Source organism: Alsobacter soli (genome assembly GCF_003004785.1).
GTDB classification, from domain to species: domain Bacteria; phylum Pseudomonadota; class Alphaproteobacteria; order Rhizobiales; family Beijerinckiaceae; genus Alsobacter; species Alsobacter soli.
The window spans coordinates 85,204-101,335 of the sequence record NZ_PVZS01000005.1; the positions used below are offsets into that span (position 1 = coordinate 85,204).

17 protein-coding genes are annotated in these 16,132 nt (G+C 68.6%); 10 read left to right on the forward strand and 7 right to left on the reverse strand.

Translation table 11 applies throughout. The features are described from left to right. Positions 1–20 precede the first annotated feature (20 nt). Together SLNSH_RS05915 and SLNSH_RS05920 are read left to right on the forward strand one after the other, a co-directional pair. Positions 21–1,058 carry a patatin-like phospholipase family protein gene (locus SLNSH_RS05915; protein WP_106335754.1) on the forward strand — a complete coding sequence of 346 codons (1,038 nt, stop codon included), beginning with the start codon at positions 21–23 and terminating at the stop codon, positions 1,056–1,058. Positions 1,059–1,135: 77 nt separating this feature from the next. Beyond that, positions 1,136–1,348, forward strand: a complete 213-nt coding sequence (locus tag SLNSH_RS05920; RefSeq protein ID WP_146140197.1) for an Rdx family protein — start codon at positions 1,136–1,138, stop codon at positions 1,346–1,348. 54 nt (positions 1,349–1,402) lie between these two features. On the opposite strand, the gene SLNSH_RS05925 is transcribed toward SLNSH_RS05920, so the two are convergent. Continuing rightward, positions 1,403–2,080 carry a class I SAM-dependent methyltransferase gene (locus tag SLNSH_RS05925; protein ID WP_245422086.1) on the reverse strand — a complete coding sequence of 226 codons (678 nt, stop codon included), beginning with the start codon at positions 2,078–2,080 and terminating at the stop codon, positions 1,403–1,405. Continuing rightward, the gene (locus SLNSH_RS05930) at positions 2,077–3,219 is read right to left on the reverse strand and encodes a glycosyltransferase family 4 protein (RefSeq protein ID WP_106335756.1); all 1,143 of its coding nucleotides are present in this window, start codon (positions 3,217–3,219) and stop codon (positions 2,077–2,079) included. Before SLNSH_RS05930 ends, SLNSH_RS05925 begins: the two co-directional genes overlap by 4 nt. Positions 3,220–3,419: 200 nt before the next feature. On the opposite strand from SLNSH_RS05930, the gene rpmF reads away from it, so the two are divergent. Together rpmF and SLNSH_RS05940 are read left to right on the forward strand one after the other, a co-directional pair. Then, positions 3,420–3,605, forward strand: a complete 186-nt coding sequence (gene rpmF, locus SLNSH_RS05935; RefSeq protein ID WP_106335757.1) for a 50S ribosomal protein L32 — start codon at positions 3,420–3,422, stop codon at positions 3,603–3,605. A 446-nt stretch (positions 3,606–4,051) separates the two neighbouring features. Further along, positions 4,052–5,791, forward strand: coding sequence for a bifunctional diguanylate cyclase/phosphodiesterase (locus SLNSH_RS05940; RefSeq protein ID WP_158266690.1), 1,740 nt, complete (start codon positions 4,052–4,054; stop codon positions 5,789–5,791). Between the two features lie 24 nt (positions 5,792–5,815). Here SLNSH_RS05940 and phaR read toward each other — a convergent pair whose 3' ends face one another. After that, a complete protein-coding gene (gene phaR, locus SLNSH_RS05945; protein WP_106335759.1) occupies positions 5,816–6,409 on the reverse strand; it encodes a polyhydroxyalkanoate synthesis repressor PhaR in 594 nt (197 codons plus the stop codon). 251 nt (positions 6,410–6,660) lie between these two features. Here phaR and SLNSH_RS05950 point away from each other — a divergent pair, with 251 nt between their 5' ends. After that, positions 6,661–7,839, forward strand: a complete 1,179-nt coding sequence (locus SLNSH_RS05950) for an acetyl-CoA C-acetyltransferase (RefSeq protein WP_106335760.1) — start codon at positions 6,661–6,663, stop codon at positions 7,837–7,839. Positions 7,840–7,943: 104 nt separating this feature from the next. Beyond that, complete coding sequence (phbB, locus tag SLNSH_RS05955; protein ID WP_106335761.1) at positions 7,944–8,669, forward strand: acetoacetyl-CoA reductase; 726 nt, start codon at positions 7,944–7,946, stop codon at positions 8,667–8,669. Position 8,670: 1 nt separating this feature from the next. On the opposite strand, the gene SLNSH_RS05960 is transcribed toward phbB, so the two are convergent. Beyond that, positions 8,671–9,150, reverse strand: coding sequence for a hypothetical protein (locus SLNSH_RS05960; RefSeq protein WP_106335762.1), 480 nt, complete (start codon positions 9,148–9,150; stop codon positions 8,671–8,673). Between the two features lie 336 nt (positions 9,151–9,486). Here SLNSH_RS05960 and yddG point away from each other — a divergent pair, with 336 nt between their 5' ends. Continuing rightward, positions 9,487–10,374 carry an aromatic amino acid exporter YddG gene (yddG, locus tag SLNSH_RS05965; protein ID WP_280954456.1) on the forward strand — a complete coding sequence of 296 codons (888 nt, stop codon included), beginning with the start codon at positions 9,487–9,489 and terminating at the stop codon, positions 10,372–10,374. Here the strand turns inward: yddG and SLNSH_RS05970 are convergent. Genes SLNSH_RS05970 through gloB form a run of 3 tightly spaced genes read right to left on the reverse strand, consistent with a single transcriptional unit; the run spans position 10,359 to position 12,376 of the window. Next, positions 10,359–11,126, reverse strand: coding sequence for a GNAT family N-acetyltransferase (locus SLNSH_RS05970; protein ID WP_106335763.1), 768 nt, complete (start codon positions 11,124–11,126; stop codon positions 10,359–10,361). The genes yddG and SLNSH_RS05970 overlap by 16 nt on opposite strands. Before the next feature lie 20 nt (positions 11,127–11,146). Next, entirely contained in the window at positions 11,147–11,599 is a 453-nt protein-coding gene (locus SLNSH_RS05975) for a cupin domain-containing protein (protein ID WP_106335764.1), read from the reverse strand. 9 nt (positions 11,600–11,608) lie between these two features. Continuing rightward, positions 11,609–12,376, reverse strand: a complete 768-nt coding sequence (gene gloB, locus SLNSH_RS05980) for a hydroxyacylglutathione hydrolase (protein WP_106335765.1) — start codon at positions 12,374–12,376, stop codon at positions 11,609–11,611. Between the two features lie 139 nt (positions 12,377–12,515). On the opposite strand from gloB, the gene SLNSH_RS05985 reads away from it, so the two are divergent. From SLNSH_RS05985 to SLNSH_RS25555, 3 genes are all read left to right on the forward strand, one after another. Further along, a complete protein-coding gene (locus tag SLNSH_RS05985) occupies positions 12,516–13,286 on the forward strand; it encodes a class I SAM-dependent methyltransferase (RefSeq protein WP_106335766.1) in 771 nt (256 codons plus the stop codon). A gap of 107 nt (positions 13,287–13,393) precedes the next feature. Next, a complete protein-coding gene (locus SLNSH_RS05990; RefSeq protein ID WP_196240216.1) occupies positions 13,394–14,347 on the forward strand; it encodes an acetyl-CoA carboxylase carboxyltransferase subunit alpha in 954 nt (317 codons plus the stop codon). Positions 14,348–14,431: 84 nt separating this feature from the next. Further along, the gene (locus tag SLNSH_RS25555; RefSeq protein WP_280954457.1) at positions 14,432–16,003 is read left to right on the forward strand and encodes a L,D-transpeptidase family protein; all 1,572 of its coding nucleotides are present in this window, start codon (positions 14,432–14,434) and stop codon (positions 16,001–16,003) included. The last annotated feature ends 129 nt before the right edge of the window (positions 16,004–16,132 follow it).

Genomic DNA, 16,132 nt, shown 5'->3' on the forward strand with positions numbered 1-16,132 from the left:
TGCCGAAATGGGAGCCCCGCATGTCCGGCCAGGCGCAGATCCCTCCCGTCGCCCGCAAGCGGGTGAACCTCGCCCTGCAGGGAGGCGGCGCGCACGGCGCCTTCACATGGGGCGTGCTCGACGCCCTGCTCGAGGACGGGCGGCTCGAGATCGAGGGGCTGAGCGGCACCAGCGCCGGCGCGATGAACGCCGCCATCATCGCCTGCGGGATCGCTGAAGGAGGACCAGAGGCGGCCCGGCGCAAGCTCGCCCGGTTCTGGAAGGCGGTCGCCATCGACGGCGACCTGCGCGGGCCGCAGCGCGCGTTGTTCGATGCGCTGCTCGGGGCCTGGAAGCTGGGCTCCACCGGCGCGGCGGACTGGCTCCCACAGTTTGGCGCCCTGTCGCCCTACGCCTTGAACCCGCTGGACATCAACCCACTGCGGGACGTGGTGGAGCGCCATGTCGATTTCGAGCGGCTGCGGGCCTACGAGGCCCTGAAGCTGTTCATCGCGGCCACGAACGTCCACACCGGGAAGGTCCGCGTGTTCCATCGGCAGGAGCTGACGGCGGACATGCTGATGGCCTCGGCGGCGCTGCCTTCGCTGTTCAAGGCCGTCGAGGTGGAGGGCGTGCCCTACTGGGACGGCGGCTACATGGGCAACCCCGTGCTGTTTCCGTTCTTCACGGAGACGGGCACGGCGGACATCATCCTGGTGCAGATCAACCCGATCATGCGGGAGGAGACGCCCAACACGTCGAGCGAGATCCTGGAGCGGGTGAACGAGATCACGTTCAACGCCTCGCTCCTCCACGAACTGCGCGCCATCGACTTCGTCCGCCGCCTCATCGATGCGGGCCGGCTGGCCGGAACGCACTACAAGCGCATCCGCATGCACAGAATCAGCGCGCAGGACGAACTGCGCCAGTTCGGCTCCGCCTCCAAGCTGAGCGCCGACTGGGCCTTGTTCCAGCAGTTGCACAGGATCGGCCGCAAGGCGGGCCAGGATTTCCTGCGCGCCCATTTCGACATGATCGGCGTGGAGGGAACGCTGGACCTGCGAGCCGAGTTGGCCTGATCCATCCAGGAGAAACCACCATGGCCATGCACATCGCCTATTGCCGGGCCTGAGGCTACGACAAGGAGGCCCTCCGGGTGAGGGTCAGGCTCCAGCAGCAGGGGGTCGGAGACGTCACGATGGCCCCGGGAACGTCCGGGCAGTTCGACGTGACCGCCGATGGCGCGCTGCTCTATTCCAAGCACCTCATGGGGCGCTTCCCCATGGATCGCGAGATCGACCATTGGGCCCGCACGGGCGAGCCCGAGGCGGCTTTCGCGAAGGTGATCGGCGCGGGGCGGCGGCCGTGAGTCGCGCCGCGCCGGCCGGACATGACGGCCGGGAAATCCCTCCCGCCGCAAACCTCAGTTCTTCGCCCCGAGGCCGGCGAAGCGCCACACGGTGGTGCGCTTCACTTCGTTGTCCTCCAGCTCGCGGGTGGTGGGTACCTGATAGGTCGCGACCGCCTGCAGGCGCTCGCGCGGCAGGTAGCTGCGGCCGGGATCTCCAACGAGCACAAGGGCGCCCCGGCGGGCCAGGGCCTCGAGCCAGTCGGTGACCGCGCGGGCCATGTCGCGCTCGTAGCAGACATCCCCGGCGAGCACGACCTCCCAGCCGCGATCCTGCCCGACGAGGTCCTCGCGGGTCGCCGTGAGGGCGACGCCGTTGGCCTGCGCGTTCAGCCGGATCGCCGCAAGGGCGAAGGGGTCGATGTCGACGGTCTCCACGGGCGCTGCGCCCGCAAGCGCGGCGGCGATGCCGGCGAGTCCGGAGCCGGACGCGAAATCGAGCACGCGACGGCCGCGCACGGCCTCCGGGTTGTCGAGCAGCCAGCGGGCGAGCGCCTGGCCCCCGGCCCACGCGAAGGCCCAGAAGGGGGGCGGAAGCCCGATCTCGCCCAGCTCTTCCTCCGTCTTGCGCCAGAGCTCGGTGGACTCGGTCGCCACATGGAGGCGCACCTCGGGCGCGTGCGGGGTAGGCGTGAGCTCCGTGTTGGCGCGGATGAACGCCTCCGGATCCGTGATGGTCAGCCTGCCTGTCACAACGGGCGCTCCAGAAGGCGGCGGTAGACGGCGAGCACCGTCGAGGCGACGTGATGCTCCGTGTAGCCCGCGAGGATGTCGGCCCGCGCCGCCTCGCCCAGGCGCGCCAGCAGGGCGGGATCCCGTGCGAGGCGGGCGAAGCGATCCGCCAGCGCGGCCGCGTCGCCGAGCGGCGTGAGAAAGCCGTTGTGGCCGTCGCGGACGAGGCTGCGACAGCCGGACACGTCGGTGGCCAGGAGGGGCCGGCCGCAGCAGGCAGCCTCGATCAGTGAACGGGGCATGCCCTCGCCGTGGGAGGGCAGCACGGCCGCATGGTGGTCGCGCCAGACGCCCGCCACGTCGCGGGTGGGGCCCTGCCAGCGCACGCCGGGGCGCGCCGACCATTCGCGCAGAGTCGCCTCGTCGATCGTCGTCGCGTTGGACGGGTCGGGTGCGCCGTAGAGGGAGAGCTCGACGTCGACCCCGCCGGCGCGGGCGAGCCGCACGGCCTCCACGGCCGTGTCGACACCCTTCGTCCACAGCATGCGCGCCACCGTGGCGACGCGCAGGGGCGGGCAGGGCGGCATGGGGGCCGCCGGAAAAGCGGCAGGATCGATGCCCGCGCCATTGACGACGGCCACCTCGTCCGGGTCCGCGGGGTCGAGCCCGAGGGCGGGAGGATCGTCCCTGTTCTCGAACAGGAAGATCGACCCTCTTCCGCCGATCGGGCCGGCGAACAGGGCGCGGATGGCGGCGCGGACCGCGCGCCATTTGGGCGAAGGCGAGCCGCCCACGGGACCCAGACCCGTCACGGCGCAGACCCGGCGGGGGACGCCCGCCAAGCGGGCCGCGATCCCGCCCAGGATCACGGGCTGCATGGCGAGGAGATGGACGATGTCGGGGCGCTCCCGGCGCAGCAGCCCGGCCAGCATCCGCACATAACGCCAAACGTCCGCTGGGCCGCGGTCCCGCCGCTCCGCATCCACGGCGACCGGCCGGAAGCCCTCGCGCTCGATGGCTTCGCCGTGGTCCCGGACGCGGCAGGCGACCACGACCTCGAAGCCTGCGTCCCGGGCGGCGCGGGCCATCGGCAGGAAGTGGGAGCAGAAGAACCAGTCTTCCGTGGCCACGTAGAGAAGCTTGGGCTTGGGGCGGGTCATGGCTTCGGGTTGGACAACAGCGCGGGCCTCGCATAGCACGGCGCGGGGCGGGAGCCAGCCTTTCGCGCCTGCGAAGATTCCGACTCGGCCGGACTAGTCATCGGCGAGGGTTTCCTGTATTAGCCCGGCTTCGAATTTGCGGCTGGCGGCCGATGGCCGGTTCATGCCCGATCGCCCAAGCCTATCCATCGGAGAGTTCCATGGCCGTTCCGAAGCGAAAGACGTCCCCCATGAAGCGCGGCTTCCGCCGTTCGGCGGACGCCCTGAAGCAGCCGACCTATGTCGAGGACAAGGACTCCGGCGAGCTGCGCCGCCCGCACCACATCGACCTGAAGACCGGCATGTACCGTGGTCGCCAGGTGCTGAAGGTGAAGTCGGCCGAGTAAGGCTGGCTTCGCCGTGGCCTAGGCCACGACGTCGAGATCCGGCCGCTGGGGCGGCCGTTTCAACATCCGAGACGTCTCGTAAGCAGCGGCGCCGGCCTCCGGCGCCGCTCTTCTTTTGCCGCGCTGCGACGGAAGACCGGCGCGCATGGCGAGCAACTGGGCCAGGAAGGGCGCCTCTGAACGCGAAGCGCCCGGTCCGCGATTCGCCCCTTCGCGCGCGCCGTCGGCCGTCGGCACAACGGCTAAAACACGCGTCGGTTGAACATCTTGTGCCATTCGGGGCTTCCTGGGCGCCAAAACGAAACGCGGTCGCGTCAACGCGGGTTTCGTTGCACGGCCCGCGCCATTCTTAACGTTCCCTTAACCACGCCGAAAGCACCCTCGTCGGGCAATCGCCACCCGGCATGTCCCTCGTGGACAGCCGCGCATGCGGGGATCCCGACTTCATGGCCGACCGGACCAGCGAGGCGCCAGCAGCACCGGAGCCGCGGACAGAAGACCTCGTGGCCGCGACGCTGGCCGACCTGCGCGCCATCCTGAACTCGATCGGCGAGACGCTCTACACCTGGGACATCGCGTCGGACGCGCTGACATGGGGCGGCAACGCCGCATCGGTGCTGCGGGTGGAGGATCTTGCGGCGCTGCGGACCGGCCGCGGCTACGCCAGGCTGATTCTGCCCGATTCCGGCCAGAGCCGTTATGACGCCGTTGCGCAGTCCGGCCAGCGGGACGCCGGTCACGGCACGCCGTTCCAGACCGTCTACGCCATCCGGCAGCTCGGGGCGGAACCCCTCTGGATCCAGGACACCGGCCGCTGGTTCGGGGGACAGGACGGCCGGGCGGTGCGCGTGCACGGCGTGGTGAGGGTCGTCTCCAAGCCTCCGGAGGCCGAGCAGGCCTCAACTGCCTCCGATGGCCTCACAGGAGCCCTGACGCGCACGCAGCTCACGGAACTCCTCGACGCCGAAATAGCGCTGGCGCGTCGCCAGCAGCGGACGCTGGCGGTCGCGCTCGTGGGCGTGGAAGGCCTGGCCGAGATCAACGAGGCCTATGGGCTGGACGCCGCGGACGAACTGATCGCCGGCGTGGCGCGGCGCCTCCGATCAGTGATGCGGCGCGGCGACTGCATGGCCCGCTACACGGGCAACAAGCTCGCGCTGGTGCTCATGGGCTGCGCCGAAGAGCAGCTGCCCATCGCGGCCAACCGCTTCATCGCAAGCGTGCGCGACCTGCCGATCGGCACCGGCGCGGGCCCGTTGAAAGGGGCCGTGCGGATCGGGGGCGTCATGCTGCCCCGTTTCGGGCAGACCGCCGCACAGGCGCTGCAGCACGCGGAAGAAGCGCTGCTGGACGCCAAGCAGTCGCCCACGCGCGCCTTCGTGGCCTTCGCGCCGGACCGGCGCAAGGACGTTCGGCGCCAGAGCAACCGCCGCTTCACCGACGAGATCGTGACCGCGCTGAACGAGCGCCGGGTCACGATGGCGCTGCAGCCCATCGTGGAGGCAGGCAGCCGGCGGCTGGCCTACCATGAGGCGCTGGTGCGCATCATCGGACGCGACGGCGCCCTGCTGCCGGCCTCGGAGGTCGTGCCCGCGGCCGAAAAGCTGGGGCTCGCGCCTCTGATCGACCACCGCATGCTGGAAATGGCGGTCGCCGAACTGCAGGCCTCGCCCCACGCGAAGATCTCCATAAACCTGTCGAGCGCCACCATCCGCCAGCCGGAATGGATCGAGGCGCTCACGGGAGCGCTGCTCGGCGACTCCGGACTGGCCAGCCGCCTCGTCGTGGAGCTGACCGAAACCTTGGCGATCGAGGACCTCGAGGCGGCGAAGCGCGCCATCGAGAGCATGCGCGCCCTCGGGGTCCGCATCGCGATCGACGACTTCGGGTCGGGGCACACGTCTTTCAGGCACCTGCGCGACCTGCAGGCCGACCTGATCAAGATCGACGGCGCCTTCGTGCAGAACCTGGGCCGATCCACGGACGACCGTTTCTTCGTCCGCACGCTGGTCGATCTCGCCCAGCACCTCGGCGTTCCCACGGTCGCCGAGTGGGTGCAGGACGAGGAGACCGCCCGCATCCTGGAGAGCTGGGGCGTCAGCTATCTGCAGGGAGAATTGTTCGGAGACGAGATCTGGCCCGCGACCCTGCATGAGCCGCGGAGGACGTCCGCTTCATTGCTATGAACCCGCGCCGGCGCGGGTTCCCGCTCACCCGGACAGCTTGTCCAGGCGCTTCTGCACTTCCGAGAGCTGGCGCTTCAGCTCGTCGAGCTCTGCCGCCTCGCCTTCCTTTGCGCCGGGCTGTCCGGCGGCCTTCGCCTCGCCCTCGGTCGGCAAGCCAAAGGGATTGAACATCTTCAGCGCGTCCCGGAAGACGGTCATGTTCTTCTGGACCTGGTCCTCCATGGCGGTGAAGGCCGCGGATCCGAAAGCGTTGGAGCCGAAGGCCTGGCTCATCTGCTCGCGAAACTTCTGCTGATTCTCGGTCAGCATCTGGATCGAGTGCTCCAGGTAGCTGGGAACGAGCGCCTGCATGCTATCGCCGTAATAACGGATGAGCTGGCGCAGGAAGGTGATCGGCAGGAGATTTTGCCCGCTCTTGCCTTCCTGCTCGAAGATGATCTGGGTCAGGACAGACCTGGTGATGTCTTCGCCTGTCTTTGCGTCGAAGACGACGAAATCTTCGCCCTTCTTCACCATGCTGGCGAGATCATCGAGCGTGACGTAGGTGCTCGTCCCGGTGTGATAGAGGCGCCTGTTCGCGTATTTCTTGATGACGGTCGGTTGCTTTTCGTTCGCCATGGTCTTCGAAAACTGGGCGCCTCGAGCGGAGGCCGGCGCATTGACGGAACGATAAGCGGTTCTGCGGAGGGCACAACCCGATTCATGAGACTTTGGTCAATAAGCAGGCGGAATCGCAACCAAAGGCTGAGGCTCCGGAGGCGCCGGCGGCTTGACGCTCCTCCGACCCGGGCGAAAGATGCCTTCGACATCCAGCCCGCGGCGCCCCGGCGGCGGCCGGCTGGCCGACTTCGTTTTTGAGGAGGAAAACCATGGCGGCAAACGACATCGTCATCGTCGGCGCGGCGCGCACGGCGGTCGGCTCGTTCAACGGGGTCTTCGGCACGCTCCCGGCCCACGAGCTCGGGGCCGTGGCCGTGAAGGCGGCCATGGAGCGCGCCGGCGTGGCGGGCGAGGAGGTCGACGAGGTGATCCTCGGGCAGATCCTGGCCGCCGGCCAGGGCCAGAATCCCGCGCGCCAGGCGGCCATGAAGGCGGGGGTTCCGCAGGAGAAGACCGCCTGGGGGCTCAACCAGCTCTGCGGCTCGGGCCTGCGCGCGGTGGCGCTCGGGATGCAGCAGATCGCGAACGGCGACGCGAAGATCATCGTGGCCGGCGGGCAGGAATCCATGTCCCAGTCGCAGCACGCCGCCTACCTCCGCTCCGGCCAGAAGATGGGCGAACTCAAACTCATCGACACCATGCTGAAGGACGGACTGCTGGACGCCTTCCACGGCTACCACATGGGCAACACGGCGGAGAACGTGGCCTCCAAATGGCAACTCACCCGCGAGGAGCAGGACCGCTTCGCGGTGGCGTCGCAGAACAAGGCCGAAGCGGCCCAGAAGGAGGGGCGCTTCAAGGACGAGATCACGCCCGTCACGGTGCCGAGCCGCAAGGGCGACATCGTGGTCGACCAGGACGAGTACATCCGCCCTGGCACGACCTATGACGCCGTCGCCAAGCTCCGTCCGGCGTTCTCCAAGGACGGCACCGTCACGGCCGGCAATGCCTCGGGCATCAACGACGGCGCCGCCGCGGTGGTGCTGATGACGGAGGCCGAGGCGCAGCGGCGCGGGCTCACGCCGCTCGGCCGCATCGCCGCCTGGGCGACCGCGGGCGTTGATCCCGCCATCATGGGCACGGGCCCGATCCCGTCTTCCCGCAAGGCGCTCGAGAAGGCGGGCTGGAAGGTCGGGGACCTCGACCTGATCGAGGCCAACGAGGCCTTCGCGGCCCAGGCCATCGCGGTCAACAAGGACATGGGCTGGGACACCGACAAGGTGAACGTCAACGGCGGCGCGATCGCCATCGGGCATCCCATCGGGGCGTCCGGCGCGCGCGTGCTCGTGACCCTGCTGCACGAGATGAAGCGGCGCGACGCCAGGAAGGGCCTGGCCACGCTGTGCATCGGCGGCGGCATGGGCATCGCGCTCTGCATCGAGCGCTGATCCCCGGAAACAATGCAGCGGGCGCCGTCTGGGCGCCCGTTTTTTCTCGGTGAGCGCAGGTCCTCGGGAGCCTGCGCGCAAAGATCCATGGAAGGGGAGACGACATGGCGAGGGTTGCACTGGTCACGGGGGGGACGCGCGGCATCGGCGGCGCGATCAGCAATGCCCTGAAGGCGGCCGGCTATCAGGTGGCGGCGAACTACGCCGGCAACGACGAGGCCGCGCAGGCCTTCAAGGCCGAGACCGGCATTCCGGTGTTCAAGTGGGACGTGGGCGACTACGACGCGAGCGCGGCCGGCGTCGCCAAGGTCGAGGCCGATGTCGGGCCCATCGACGTCCTGGTCAACAATGCGGGCATCACCCGCGACGGCTTCTTCCACAAAATGACGAAGGACCAATGGCAGGCGGTGATCCGCACCAACCTGGATTCACTGTTCAACGTCACCCGGCCTGTCTGGGAAGGCATGCGCAACCGCAGCTTCGGGCGCGTGGTCGTCATCTCGTCCATCAACGGCCAGAAGGGGCAGATGGGCCAGGTGAACTACTCCGCCTCCAAGGCGGGCGACCTCGGCTTCGTCAAGGCGCTGGCCCAGGAGGGCGCCGCCAAGAACATCACGGTGAACGCAATCTGCCCCGGTTACATCGGCACGGAGATGGTGAAGGCTATCGACGAGAACGTGCTCAAGACCCGGATCCTGCCGCAGATTCCTGTCGGCCGCCTGGGCGAGCCGGAGGAGATCGCCCGCATCGTCGTCTTCCTCGCGTCGGACGAAGCGGGCTTCATCACCGGATCAACCATCGCGGCCAATGGCGGCCAGGCGATGATCTGACCTAGCGCGTCTTCGCCTTTTCGGGACGCGAACGGACCGGCGCCGCAGGCTCTGCATCCTGCGGCGCTTCTTCTTTCAGACGCCACATCGGCCGCCCGTCGACGAAGCCGTTCTCGAACCGTTCGTCCTGCGACAAGTTCGAGGAGAGAGCAGCCCGCGGGTTGCGTGAGTTTAGGACGACGCCCTTCTCGGTAAGCCTGTGCAGGATCTCGCCGATTGGCAGAGGCTGGTCCGATTCGGACAGGATTTCATAAACGGAGGTCCGCAGCGACTTCGAAGGCGCAGCATGCGTGGCGATCTTCGCCTGCAGGGCGGAGGGAATCTGAACTGTTTGACGCTCCCCTGACTTCGGTTTTTCCGTGCGAAGCTCGGCCATCGTTTTCTCGAGGGCCACGAGAAGCCTATATTCCTCAGACGAATTCATCAGATTCGATCGGAGGCCGTCGATGAGATCCGACAGTGCTTTCACGACGTCCTTCATGGGGTTTCACTTAATCTAAATTGCAATGAATATCAGAATATATCATTTCTTGCCCGACGCAAATTGATGTTCCTTAACGTCGCGCAATTTCTACTCTTATCAAAGTCAAACCCGTCAAACTTCAGCATCAGCGTTTCAACCCAGCTCCTTTTCGCGCGAGGTGCATCTAAATTCCTGCCGAGTCCATATCCGCGGTGGACTTCGGATCGTGATTCGGCCTTCACGGTCCCTCGTCGCTCCACAACGCAATGGGCGAGTTTACGCTCCACGCCGGCTCATCTACATGTCGGGCATTCGCCGGCCCGCCGGCGCTGTCCCTAATTTCGGAGCGCCTCATTGATTGCGACGATCTGCGGCTTTGGAGCGATCCTCCTCTGGTCGGCGCTGGCGCTCATGACCGCGGCGTCCGGCGCGATCCCGCCGTTCCAGCTGGCGGCCATGACATTCGCGGTCGGCGGCGCGCTGGGCGCGCTGAGTTGGATCGTGCGGCCCGGCGCAGCCCGCAGCCTGGTCCAACCCTGGCCGGTGTGGCTCCTGGGCGTCGGGGGACTGTTCGGTTATCACGCGATCTATTTCGCGGCGCTGCGTCTCGCGCCACCGGCCGAGGCCGGGCTTATCGCCTATCTGTGGCCGCTGCTCATCGTGCTCTTCTCCGCACTTCTTCCGGGTGAGCGGCTGAGGGCCGTCCACGTCATTGGGGCCCTTCTCGGTCTTGCAGGGGTGCTGGTGCTGGTGACCGGGCGGACCGGGGGGCTGTCGCTCGACGCGCGCTACACGCCCGGCTACGCGCTCGCCTTCGCGTGCGCCTTCGTGTGGTCGGGCTACTCGGTGCTCTCGCGCCGATTCGGGGCGGTGCCGACGGACGCCGTCGCGGGCTTCTGCATCGTGACCTCGGTTCTGGCCGCGATCTGCCACGCGCTGTTCGAGACGACGGTCTGGCCTGTGGGCGCCAGCCAGTGGCTCGCCGTGGTGGGGCTCGGCCTCGGGCCGGTCGGCGCGGCGTTCTACCTGTGGGACCACGGCGTCAAGCGCGGCGACATCAAGCTTCTGGGCGTGGCGTCCTATGCGGCGCCTGTGCTTTCCACCATGATCCTGGTCGCCGCGGGCTATGCGGAGGCAACGAAGTCGCTGGGCGTCGCGACGCTCCTGATCGTCGCAGGCGCCCTCCTGGCCTCCTCGGAGGCCCTAATACGCCGCAGGGTGGCGGCTCAGGCCGTCAAGTAAGCGTAGCGATAAGCCTCGCGAAAGCCGCAGGCCCGATAAAGCGCGATCGCCGGATGGTTCTCGGCGACGACCTGCAGATAAACCGTTTCGGCGCCCCGCTCGCGCGCCCAGGCCAACAAGCCTGCCATAAGGCGCCGCGCCAGGCCCCGGCGACGCGCCTCGGGCGCGGTGGCGACGTGGAACACGCCCGCGATCCCGTCTTCGACGGCGATCCGCCCGAAGGCGAGGGCCCTGCCGTCGTCCAGCGCGACCCCGAAACCCTGCTGGATCGGGACGGCGGCGAGCAGCCTGGCGATCAGCGCGCGCTCGGCTGCGTCCGCCCCCGAAGCCGCCATGCCGGCAAGCCATCCGGGCGTCAATTGGGCCGAGACTTCGCCTCCGGGCGAAGGATGAACGTCAGCGATGGGCGCGTGCAAGACAAGGGTCTCCCCCGCGGCCTCGCGGCCCTCGCCTGCGAGGCGCCGGAGCGCCTCGGGCGGCGTCAGCGGCGTGAGGCGCACCACGCACGGCGCCCCGCGTTCGGCGCAGATGCGGCGGGCGGCATCGAGCACCGCGTCGAAGCGGCCGGGCTCGGGCCGGATCGCGTTGAGACTGTTGACGCGGCGTGAGCGCGAGCCGGGCGTCAGCCTCAACTCCCAGCCATGCAGGTCAATGACGTCCGGCGCCGGCCAGGCGCGGGCGCTGTGACGTTCAAAGGCGGAGACGAGATCAGCGGGCGCTTCGGCGGGCTGCGCCAGGTCCTCAGGGTTCATCAACTGCCTTTCTGCCCCGCTCAGCGCGGGGTCGGGCGCCAGTTCGCGGGCGCCATTTCGAAGCCGGAGAATTGAAAACCGGGCGCCACCGTGCAGCCGACCAGCGTCCAGGCGCCCAGGCTCACGGCGGTTTGCCACCAGCCCGCCGGCACGACGAGTTGCGGTCGCTGGCCGGAGCGGAGGTGAGGGCCGAGATGGCGCGCTTCGGCGTCATGGCAGTTCGGCGACATGGTGATCACGAGAGGCGCTCCGGCGTACCAGTGCCAGACCTCGGCGGCGTCGACGCGATGCCACTCGGAAACATCGCCTGCGCCGAGCAGGAAGTAGATGGCGGTGGACACGGACCGGCCATTCGCGTCCGCTCGCTCGTCCCTGTAGGTCTCGCGGTAGTAGCCGCCTTCCGGATGGGGTGCGAGATCGAGCAGGCGCACGACCTCGGCGGCGCTCAGGTCCGGCGAGAGAGCCTCGGGCATGACGGCTCCTCAGGCCCTGTTCTTGCGCTCGCGCAGCTCGGTGAACACGTCGAGCGCCGGGCGGCCCGCCATGCCGACCGCCGCCGCGACCGCCGGATCGCCGGCGCGCAGGAAGGGGTTGGTGGCCTTCTCGCGTCCAATCGTGGTGGGCAGGGTGTAGGAGCCGGCGGCGCGAAGCTGCTCCACCTCGGCCGCGCGGGCCTGCAACGCCGCATTGTCGGGGTCCACCGTCAGCGCGAAGCGGGCGTTCGACTGGGTGTACTCGTGGCCGCAATAGACGCGCGTGTCGTCCGGCAGGGCGGCGAGCTTCTGCAACGAGCTCCACATCTGGGCAGGCGTGCCCTCGAAGAGCCGGCCACATCCCAGTGAGAAGAGCGTGTCGCCGGCGAACAGGATCTTCTCGCCGCCGAAGTGAAAGGCGATGTGATTGGCGGTGTGCCCGGGCGTGTCGATCACGGTCGCGGCCATGTTGCCCACTATCACGGTGTCGCCTTCGTTGAGGCCGCGGTCCATGCCGGGGATCCGGCCCTCGTCGCGCGCCGGTCCGATGACGCGCGCGCCGGTGCGCTTCTTCAGGCCCGGGATGCCGGCGACGTGGTCGCCATGGTGGTGAGTCACCAGGATGTGGGTGAGCTTCCAGCCAGTCTCGTCCAGCACCTTGAGGATCGGGGCGTCCTCGCAAGCGTCGATGGAGGCCGTGGCGCCCGTCTCCGGATCGTGCAGGAGCACGGCGAAGTTGTCAGAGGAGACGATGAACTGGCGGACTTCGGCTGGCATGGCGTGAACCTTCGCAAGGACCGGCGCGAGGCCGGCCGGATGAAACGGCGTTGACCCTATTCTCGGGTGGCGCCTTGCGCTGGGCAATGGCGTTCTGCTTCATGGCGGCTCCCGCCGCAACGCGCATCAAGCCCACCGCATGAGCCTCGACGTCGTCGACCTGCGCACGTTTTACTCCGGACCGCTCGGCGCGGTGGCCCGGCGCCTGCTCGGGCGCGCCATCCGGGCGCGGTGGAGCAACGTCACGAGCCTGGCGGTGCTGGGGGTGGGATACGCCACCCCTTATCTCGACCTGTTCTCGGGCGAGGCGGAGCGCGCCATCGCCGTGATGCCTGCGGCTCAGGGCGTGGTGAACTGGCCCTCCGGGGGGCTCTCCGCCACGGCGCTGGGCGACCTCGACATGATGCCCCTCCCGGACGCCAGCATGGATCGCGTTCTGGTGGTCCACGCGCTGGAGACCGGGGAGAGCCCGCGAGAGCTCCTCTCAGAGATGTGGCGCATCCTGACTCCCGGCGGGCGGCTCATCATCGTCGCCCCGAATAGAAGAGGCCTCTGGGCCCGCATGGACACCACGCCGTTCGGCCACGGGCAGCCGTTTTCACGCGGGCAGCTCACATCCGTGCTGCGGGAGGCGTTGTTCTCGCCGGTCCATTGGGCCGAGGCCCTCTATGTGCCGCCGATCCCGCGCCGGACGTTCCTGCGATCCGCGGTGGCGTGGGAGCGGGTGGGCACGACGCTGTCGCTGCCCTTCGCGGGGGTGCACATCATCGAGGCCACCAAGACGCTTTACCGTCCTGTCGCCATCCGGCCGGCCCGGCGCGTGGCCACCCAGCTGAGGCCCGTGCTCGTGCCCGCGCGGCGTGCGCCGCATGGGGCGGCAGGCTGCGGATTCATGGCTTCGCTTGACTAAGCCGGCGCAAGAGGCCACTTATCCGGCCGCCCTGCGGCTCCTAGCGCGGGCCCATTTCAGCCGGCGGCTTTGCGCCGCCTCCAGCGAAGGCGCCCGCCATCCAAGCCATGCGTAGCTATCTCGACTTCGAAAAGCCCGTGGCGGAACTCGAGGCCAAGGCCGACGAGCTGCGTGGGGTCGCGGAGAGCAGCGGCTCTCCGGCGTTGGCCAAGGAGATCGAACAGCTCGAGGCCAAGGCCGCCGCGCAGCTGAAGGAGCTCTACGGGGCCCTTACGCCGTGGCAGAAGACCATGGTGGCGCGGCACCCGCTGCGGCCGCACTTCGTGGATTACCTGGCCGCCCTGATCGAGGATTTCACGCCGCTGGCCGGCGACCGCGCCTTCGGCGAGGACGAGGCCATCATCGGCGGGTTCGGGCGTTTCCGGGGACATTCGGTCTGCGTGCTCGGGCAGGAGAAGGGCTCGGACACCGAGACCCGCCTGAAGCACAATTTCGGCATGGCCATGCCGGAGGGCTACCGCAAGGCGGCGCGCCTGATGGAGCTGGCGGACCGCTTCGAGATCCCGGTGCTCAGCTTCGTGGACACGGCCGGGGCCTATCCGGGCATCGGCGCCGAGGAGCGCGGACAGGCCGAGGCCATCGCGCGCTCGACCGACGCCTGCCTGTCGCTGGGATCGCCCAACGTCGCCCTCGTCATCGGCGAGGGCGGTTCGGGCGGCGCCGTCGCCATCGCGAGCTGCAACACGGTGCTCATGATGGAGCACGCCATCTACACGGTGGCTTCGCCGGAGGCGTCCGCCTCCATCCTGTGGCGCGACTCCGCCCGGGCGCAGGACGCCGCCACCAACATGAAGATCACCGCCCAGGACCTGCTCAAGTTCGGCATCATCGACGGGATCGTGCCCGAGCCGAGCGGCGGCGCCCATCGCGCTCCCGAGCAGGCCGTGGAAGCCGCGGGCTCCGCGATCGAGGCGGCTTTGGCGCAGTGGGCGGGCTTTTCGCGCGACGAGATTCGTGCGAAACGTGCAGAGAAGTTTCTCGCCATCGGGCGGAAGCTTTAGCCGAGGCGCGCAGACGCCAGGCTGTAAAGACTCGGTTCACCATGCAGGCGGGGAGCGGCGCCCGCCCGTAAGGATCCGTAAAGGTTGACGGTTTTAATCGAGCACAGGGGTCGCAACGACGATCTCGAGGGTTGCCTGATGTCGATGATGCTGTCCCGTATTCCGCTCGCCCGATTGGCATACGCCTCCGTCGTCATCGCAGCCCTGACGGGCTGCAACGAGGCATCGAAATATCCGGCCCGCGCCTTCGCGCCGATCCCATCCGACACCTTGGCCCTGATGACGGCCAAGGGCGCCACGCGCAGTTCGCCGGTCCTGATCCGCGCCTACAAGAAGGAATCCGAGATCGAGGTCTGGAAGCAGACCGCCTCGGGCAAGTACGAGCACATCAAGACCTATCCAGTCTGCCGCTGGTCGGGGCAGCTCGGTCCGAAGAAACGCGAGGGCGACCGGCAGGTTCCGGAAGGCTTCTACACCGTCACGACGGCGCAGATGAACCCGAACTCGGCCTATTGGCTGTCGTTCAACGTCGGGTACCCGAACCCGATGGAGCGGGCCATGGGCCGCAACGGCGGCGACATCATGGTGCACGGCACGTGCTCGTCGCGCGGCTGCTTCGCCATGACGAACGATCAGATCGAAGAGATCTACGCCGTGATGCGCGAAGCCTTCAACGGCGGCCAGAAGGCGGTTCAGTTCCAGTCCTACCCGTTCCGGATGACGGCCGAGAACCTCGCCAAGTTCCGGCACGACCCGAACATGTCCTTCTGGAAGAACCTGAAGGAAGGCTCCGACCACTTCGAGGTCACGAAGCTCGAACCGAAGGTCGGGTATTGCGGCGGCAAGTACGTGTTCGACGCGGACGGGACCAGCCGCGTCGACCCCACGGCGCCGTGCCCGGCGCTGAAGGCGGATCCCGAGATCGCCCAGGCCGTGGCCGCCAAGGAGCGGCAGGACGAGGAAAAGGTCGCGGAGCTCGTCCAGAAGGGCACGCCGGCCGTGCGGGTGCAGTACGCGGACGGCGGGCAGCACATGAGCTTCCGTCGTGGGCAATACGCCATGGCGACGGGCGGTGACGATCGCTACGCGGGTGCGACCATGACTCCGGCCAAGATGGCCTTCCTCGGAGACATCAGCCGGCCCGAGGCGCTGGACGCGGTCGAGGAATACGCCGTGGACGAGCGCGGCAACCGCAAGGTCGCTCCGGTCGCGGTCGCCAAGGCGGAACCGGCGAAGCAGGAGCCGGCGGTCGTTGCGGCCGTCCAGGCCAAGGGCAAGCCGGGCAAGGCCGCGCCGGTGGTCGCCGCAGCACAACCCGTGCCGGCCAACGTGACGGCGCTGGCGCCGGCCCCGGAGCCGACCGGCGCGTTCAGCGCGCTGGGGTCGCTGTTCGGCAAGTCCCGGGAGAGCAAGCAGGACGCGCCGGTGGAGGCCGCCTCGGCCTCGTCCGAGGCGAAACCCTTCTACAAGCGCTGGCTCGGCGGCTCGGATGAGCCCGCGGCCGCGCCGGTCGCCGACGAGCCGGCTGCTCCGCAGCCCGCCAAGGTTCCGCTGCCGCCCCGCCGCCAGGCGAAGGCGAGCGAGCCTGCCCAGAAGCCGCAGCACCAGGCGGCGCTGGCGCCCGCAGTGGTGGCGAGCGCCGCCACCGCGCAGTAGCCGAACCGCGGGATCTAGGACAAGAAAGGCCGGCTCTTCAGCCGGCCTTTTCATTTTGACAGCGCCTACGAGTCGACAGATCGCTCGTCATCCCCGGCCCGTTGCGCGGGCGCCGGGGACGACGCAGCA

Bases quoted from the DNA above. Each gene is read 5' to 3' on its own strand.
- SLNSH_RS05915 (WP_106335754.1), top strand. From the start codon at position 21: ATGTCCGGCCAGGCGCAGATCCCTCCCGTCGCCCGCAAGCGGGTGAAC.
- SLNSH_RS05930 (WP_106335756.1), bottom strand. From the start codon at position 3,219: ATGACCCGCCCCAAGCCCAAGCTTCTCTACGTGGCCACGGAAGACTGG.
- rpmF (WP_106335757.1), top strand. From the start codon at position 3,420: ATGGCCGTTCCGAAGCGAAAGACGTCCCCCATGAAGCGCGGCTTCCGC.
- SLNSH_RS05940 (WP_158266690.1), top strand. From the start codon at position 4,052: ATGGCCGACCGGACCAGCGAGGCGCCAGCAGCACCGGAGCCGCGGACA.
- phaR (WP_106335759.1), bottom strand. From the start codon at position 6,409: ATGGCGAACGAAAAGCAACCGACCGTCATCAAGAAATACGCGAACAGG.
- SLNSH_RS05950 (WP_106335760.1), top strand. From the start codon at position 6,661: ATGGCGGCAAACGACATCGTCATCGTCGGCGCGGCGCGCACGGCGGTC.
- phbB (WP_106335761.1), top strand. From the start codon at position 7,944: ATGGCGAGGGTTGCACTGGTCACGGGGGGGACGCGCGGCATCGGCGGC.
- SLNSH_RS05960 (WP_106335762.1), bottom strand. From the start codon at position 9,150: ATGAAGGACGTCGTGAAAGCACTGTCGGATCTCATCGACGGCCTCCGA.
- SLNSH_RS05970 (WP_106335763.1), bottom strand. From the start codon at position 11,126: ATGAACCCTGAGGACCTGGCGCAGCCCGCCGAAGCGCCCGCTGATCTC.
- SLNSH_RS05975 (WP_106335764.1), bottom strand. From the start codon at position 11,599: ATGCCCGAGGCTCTCTCGCCGGACCTGAGCGCCGCCGAGGTCGTGCGC.
- gloB (WP_106335765.1), bottom strand. From the start codon at position 12,376: ATGCCAGCCGAAGTCCGCCAGTTCATCGTCTCCTCTGACAACTTCGCC.
- SLNSH_RS05985 (WP_106335766.1), top strand. From the start codon at position 12,516: ATGAGCCTCGACGTCGTCGACCTGCGCACGTTTTACTCCGGACCGCTC.
- SLNSH_RS05990 (WP_196240216.1), top strand. From the start codon at position 13,394: ATGCGTAGCTATCTCGACTTCGAAAAGCCCGTGGCGGAACTCGAGGCC.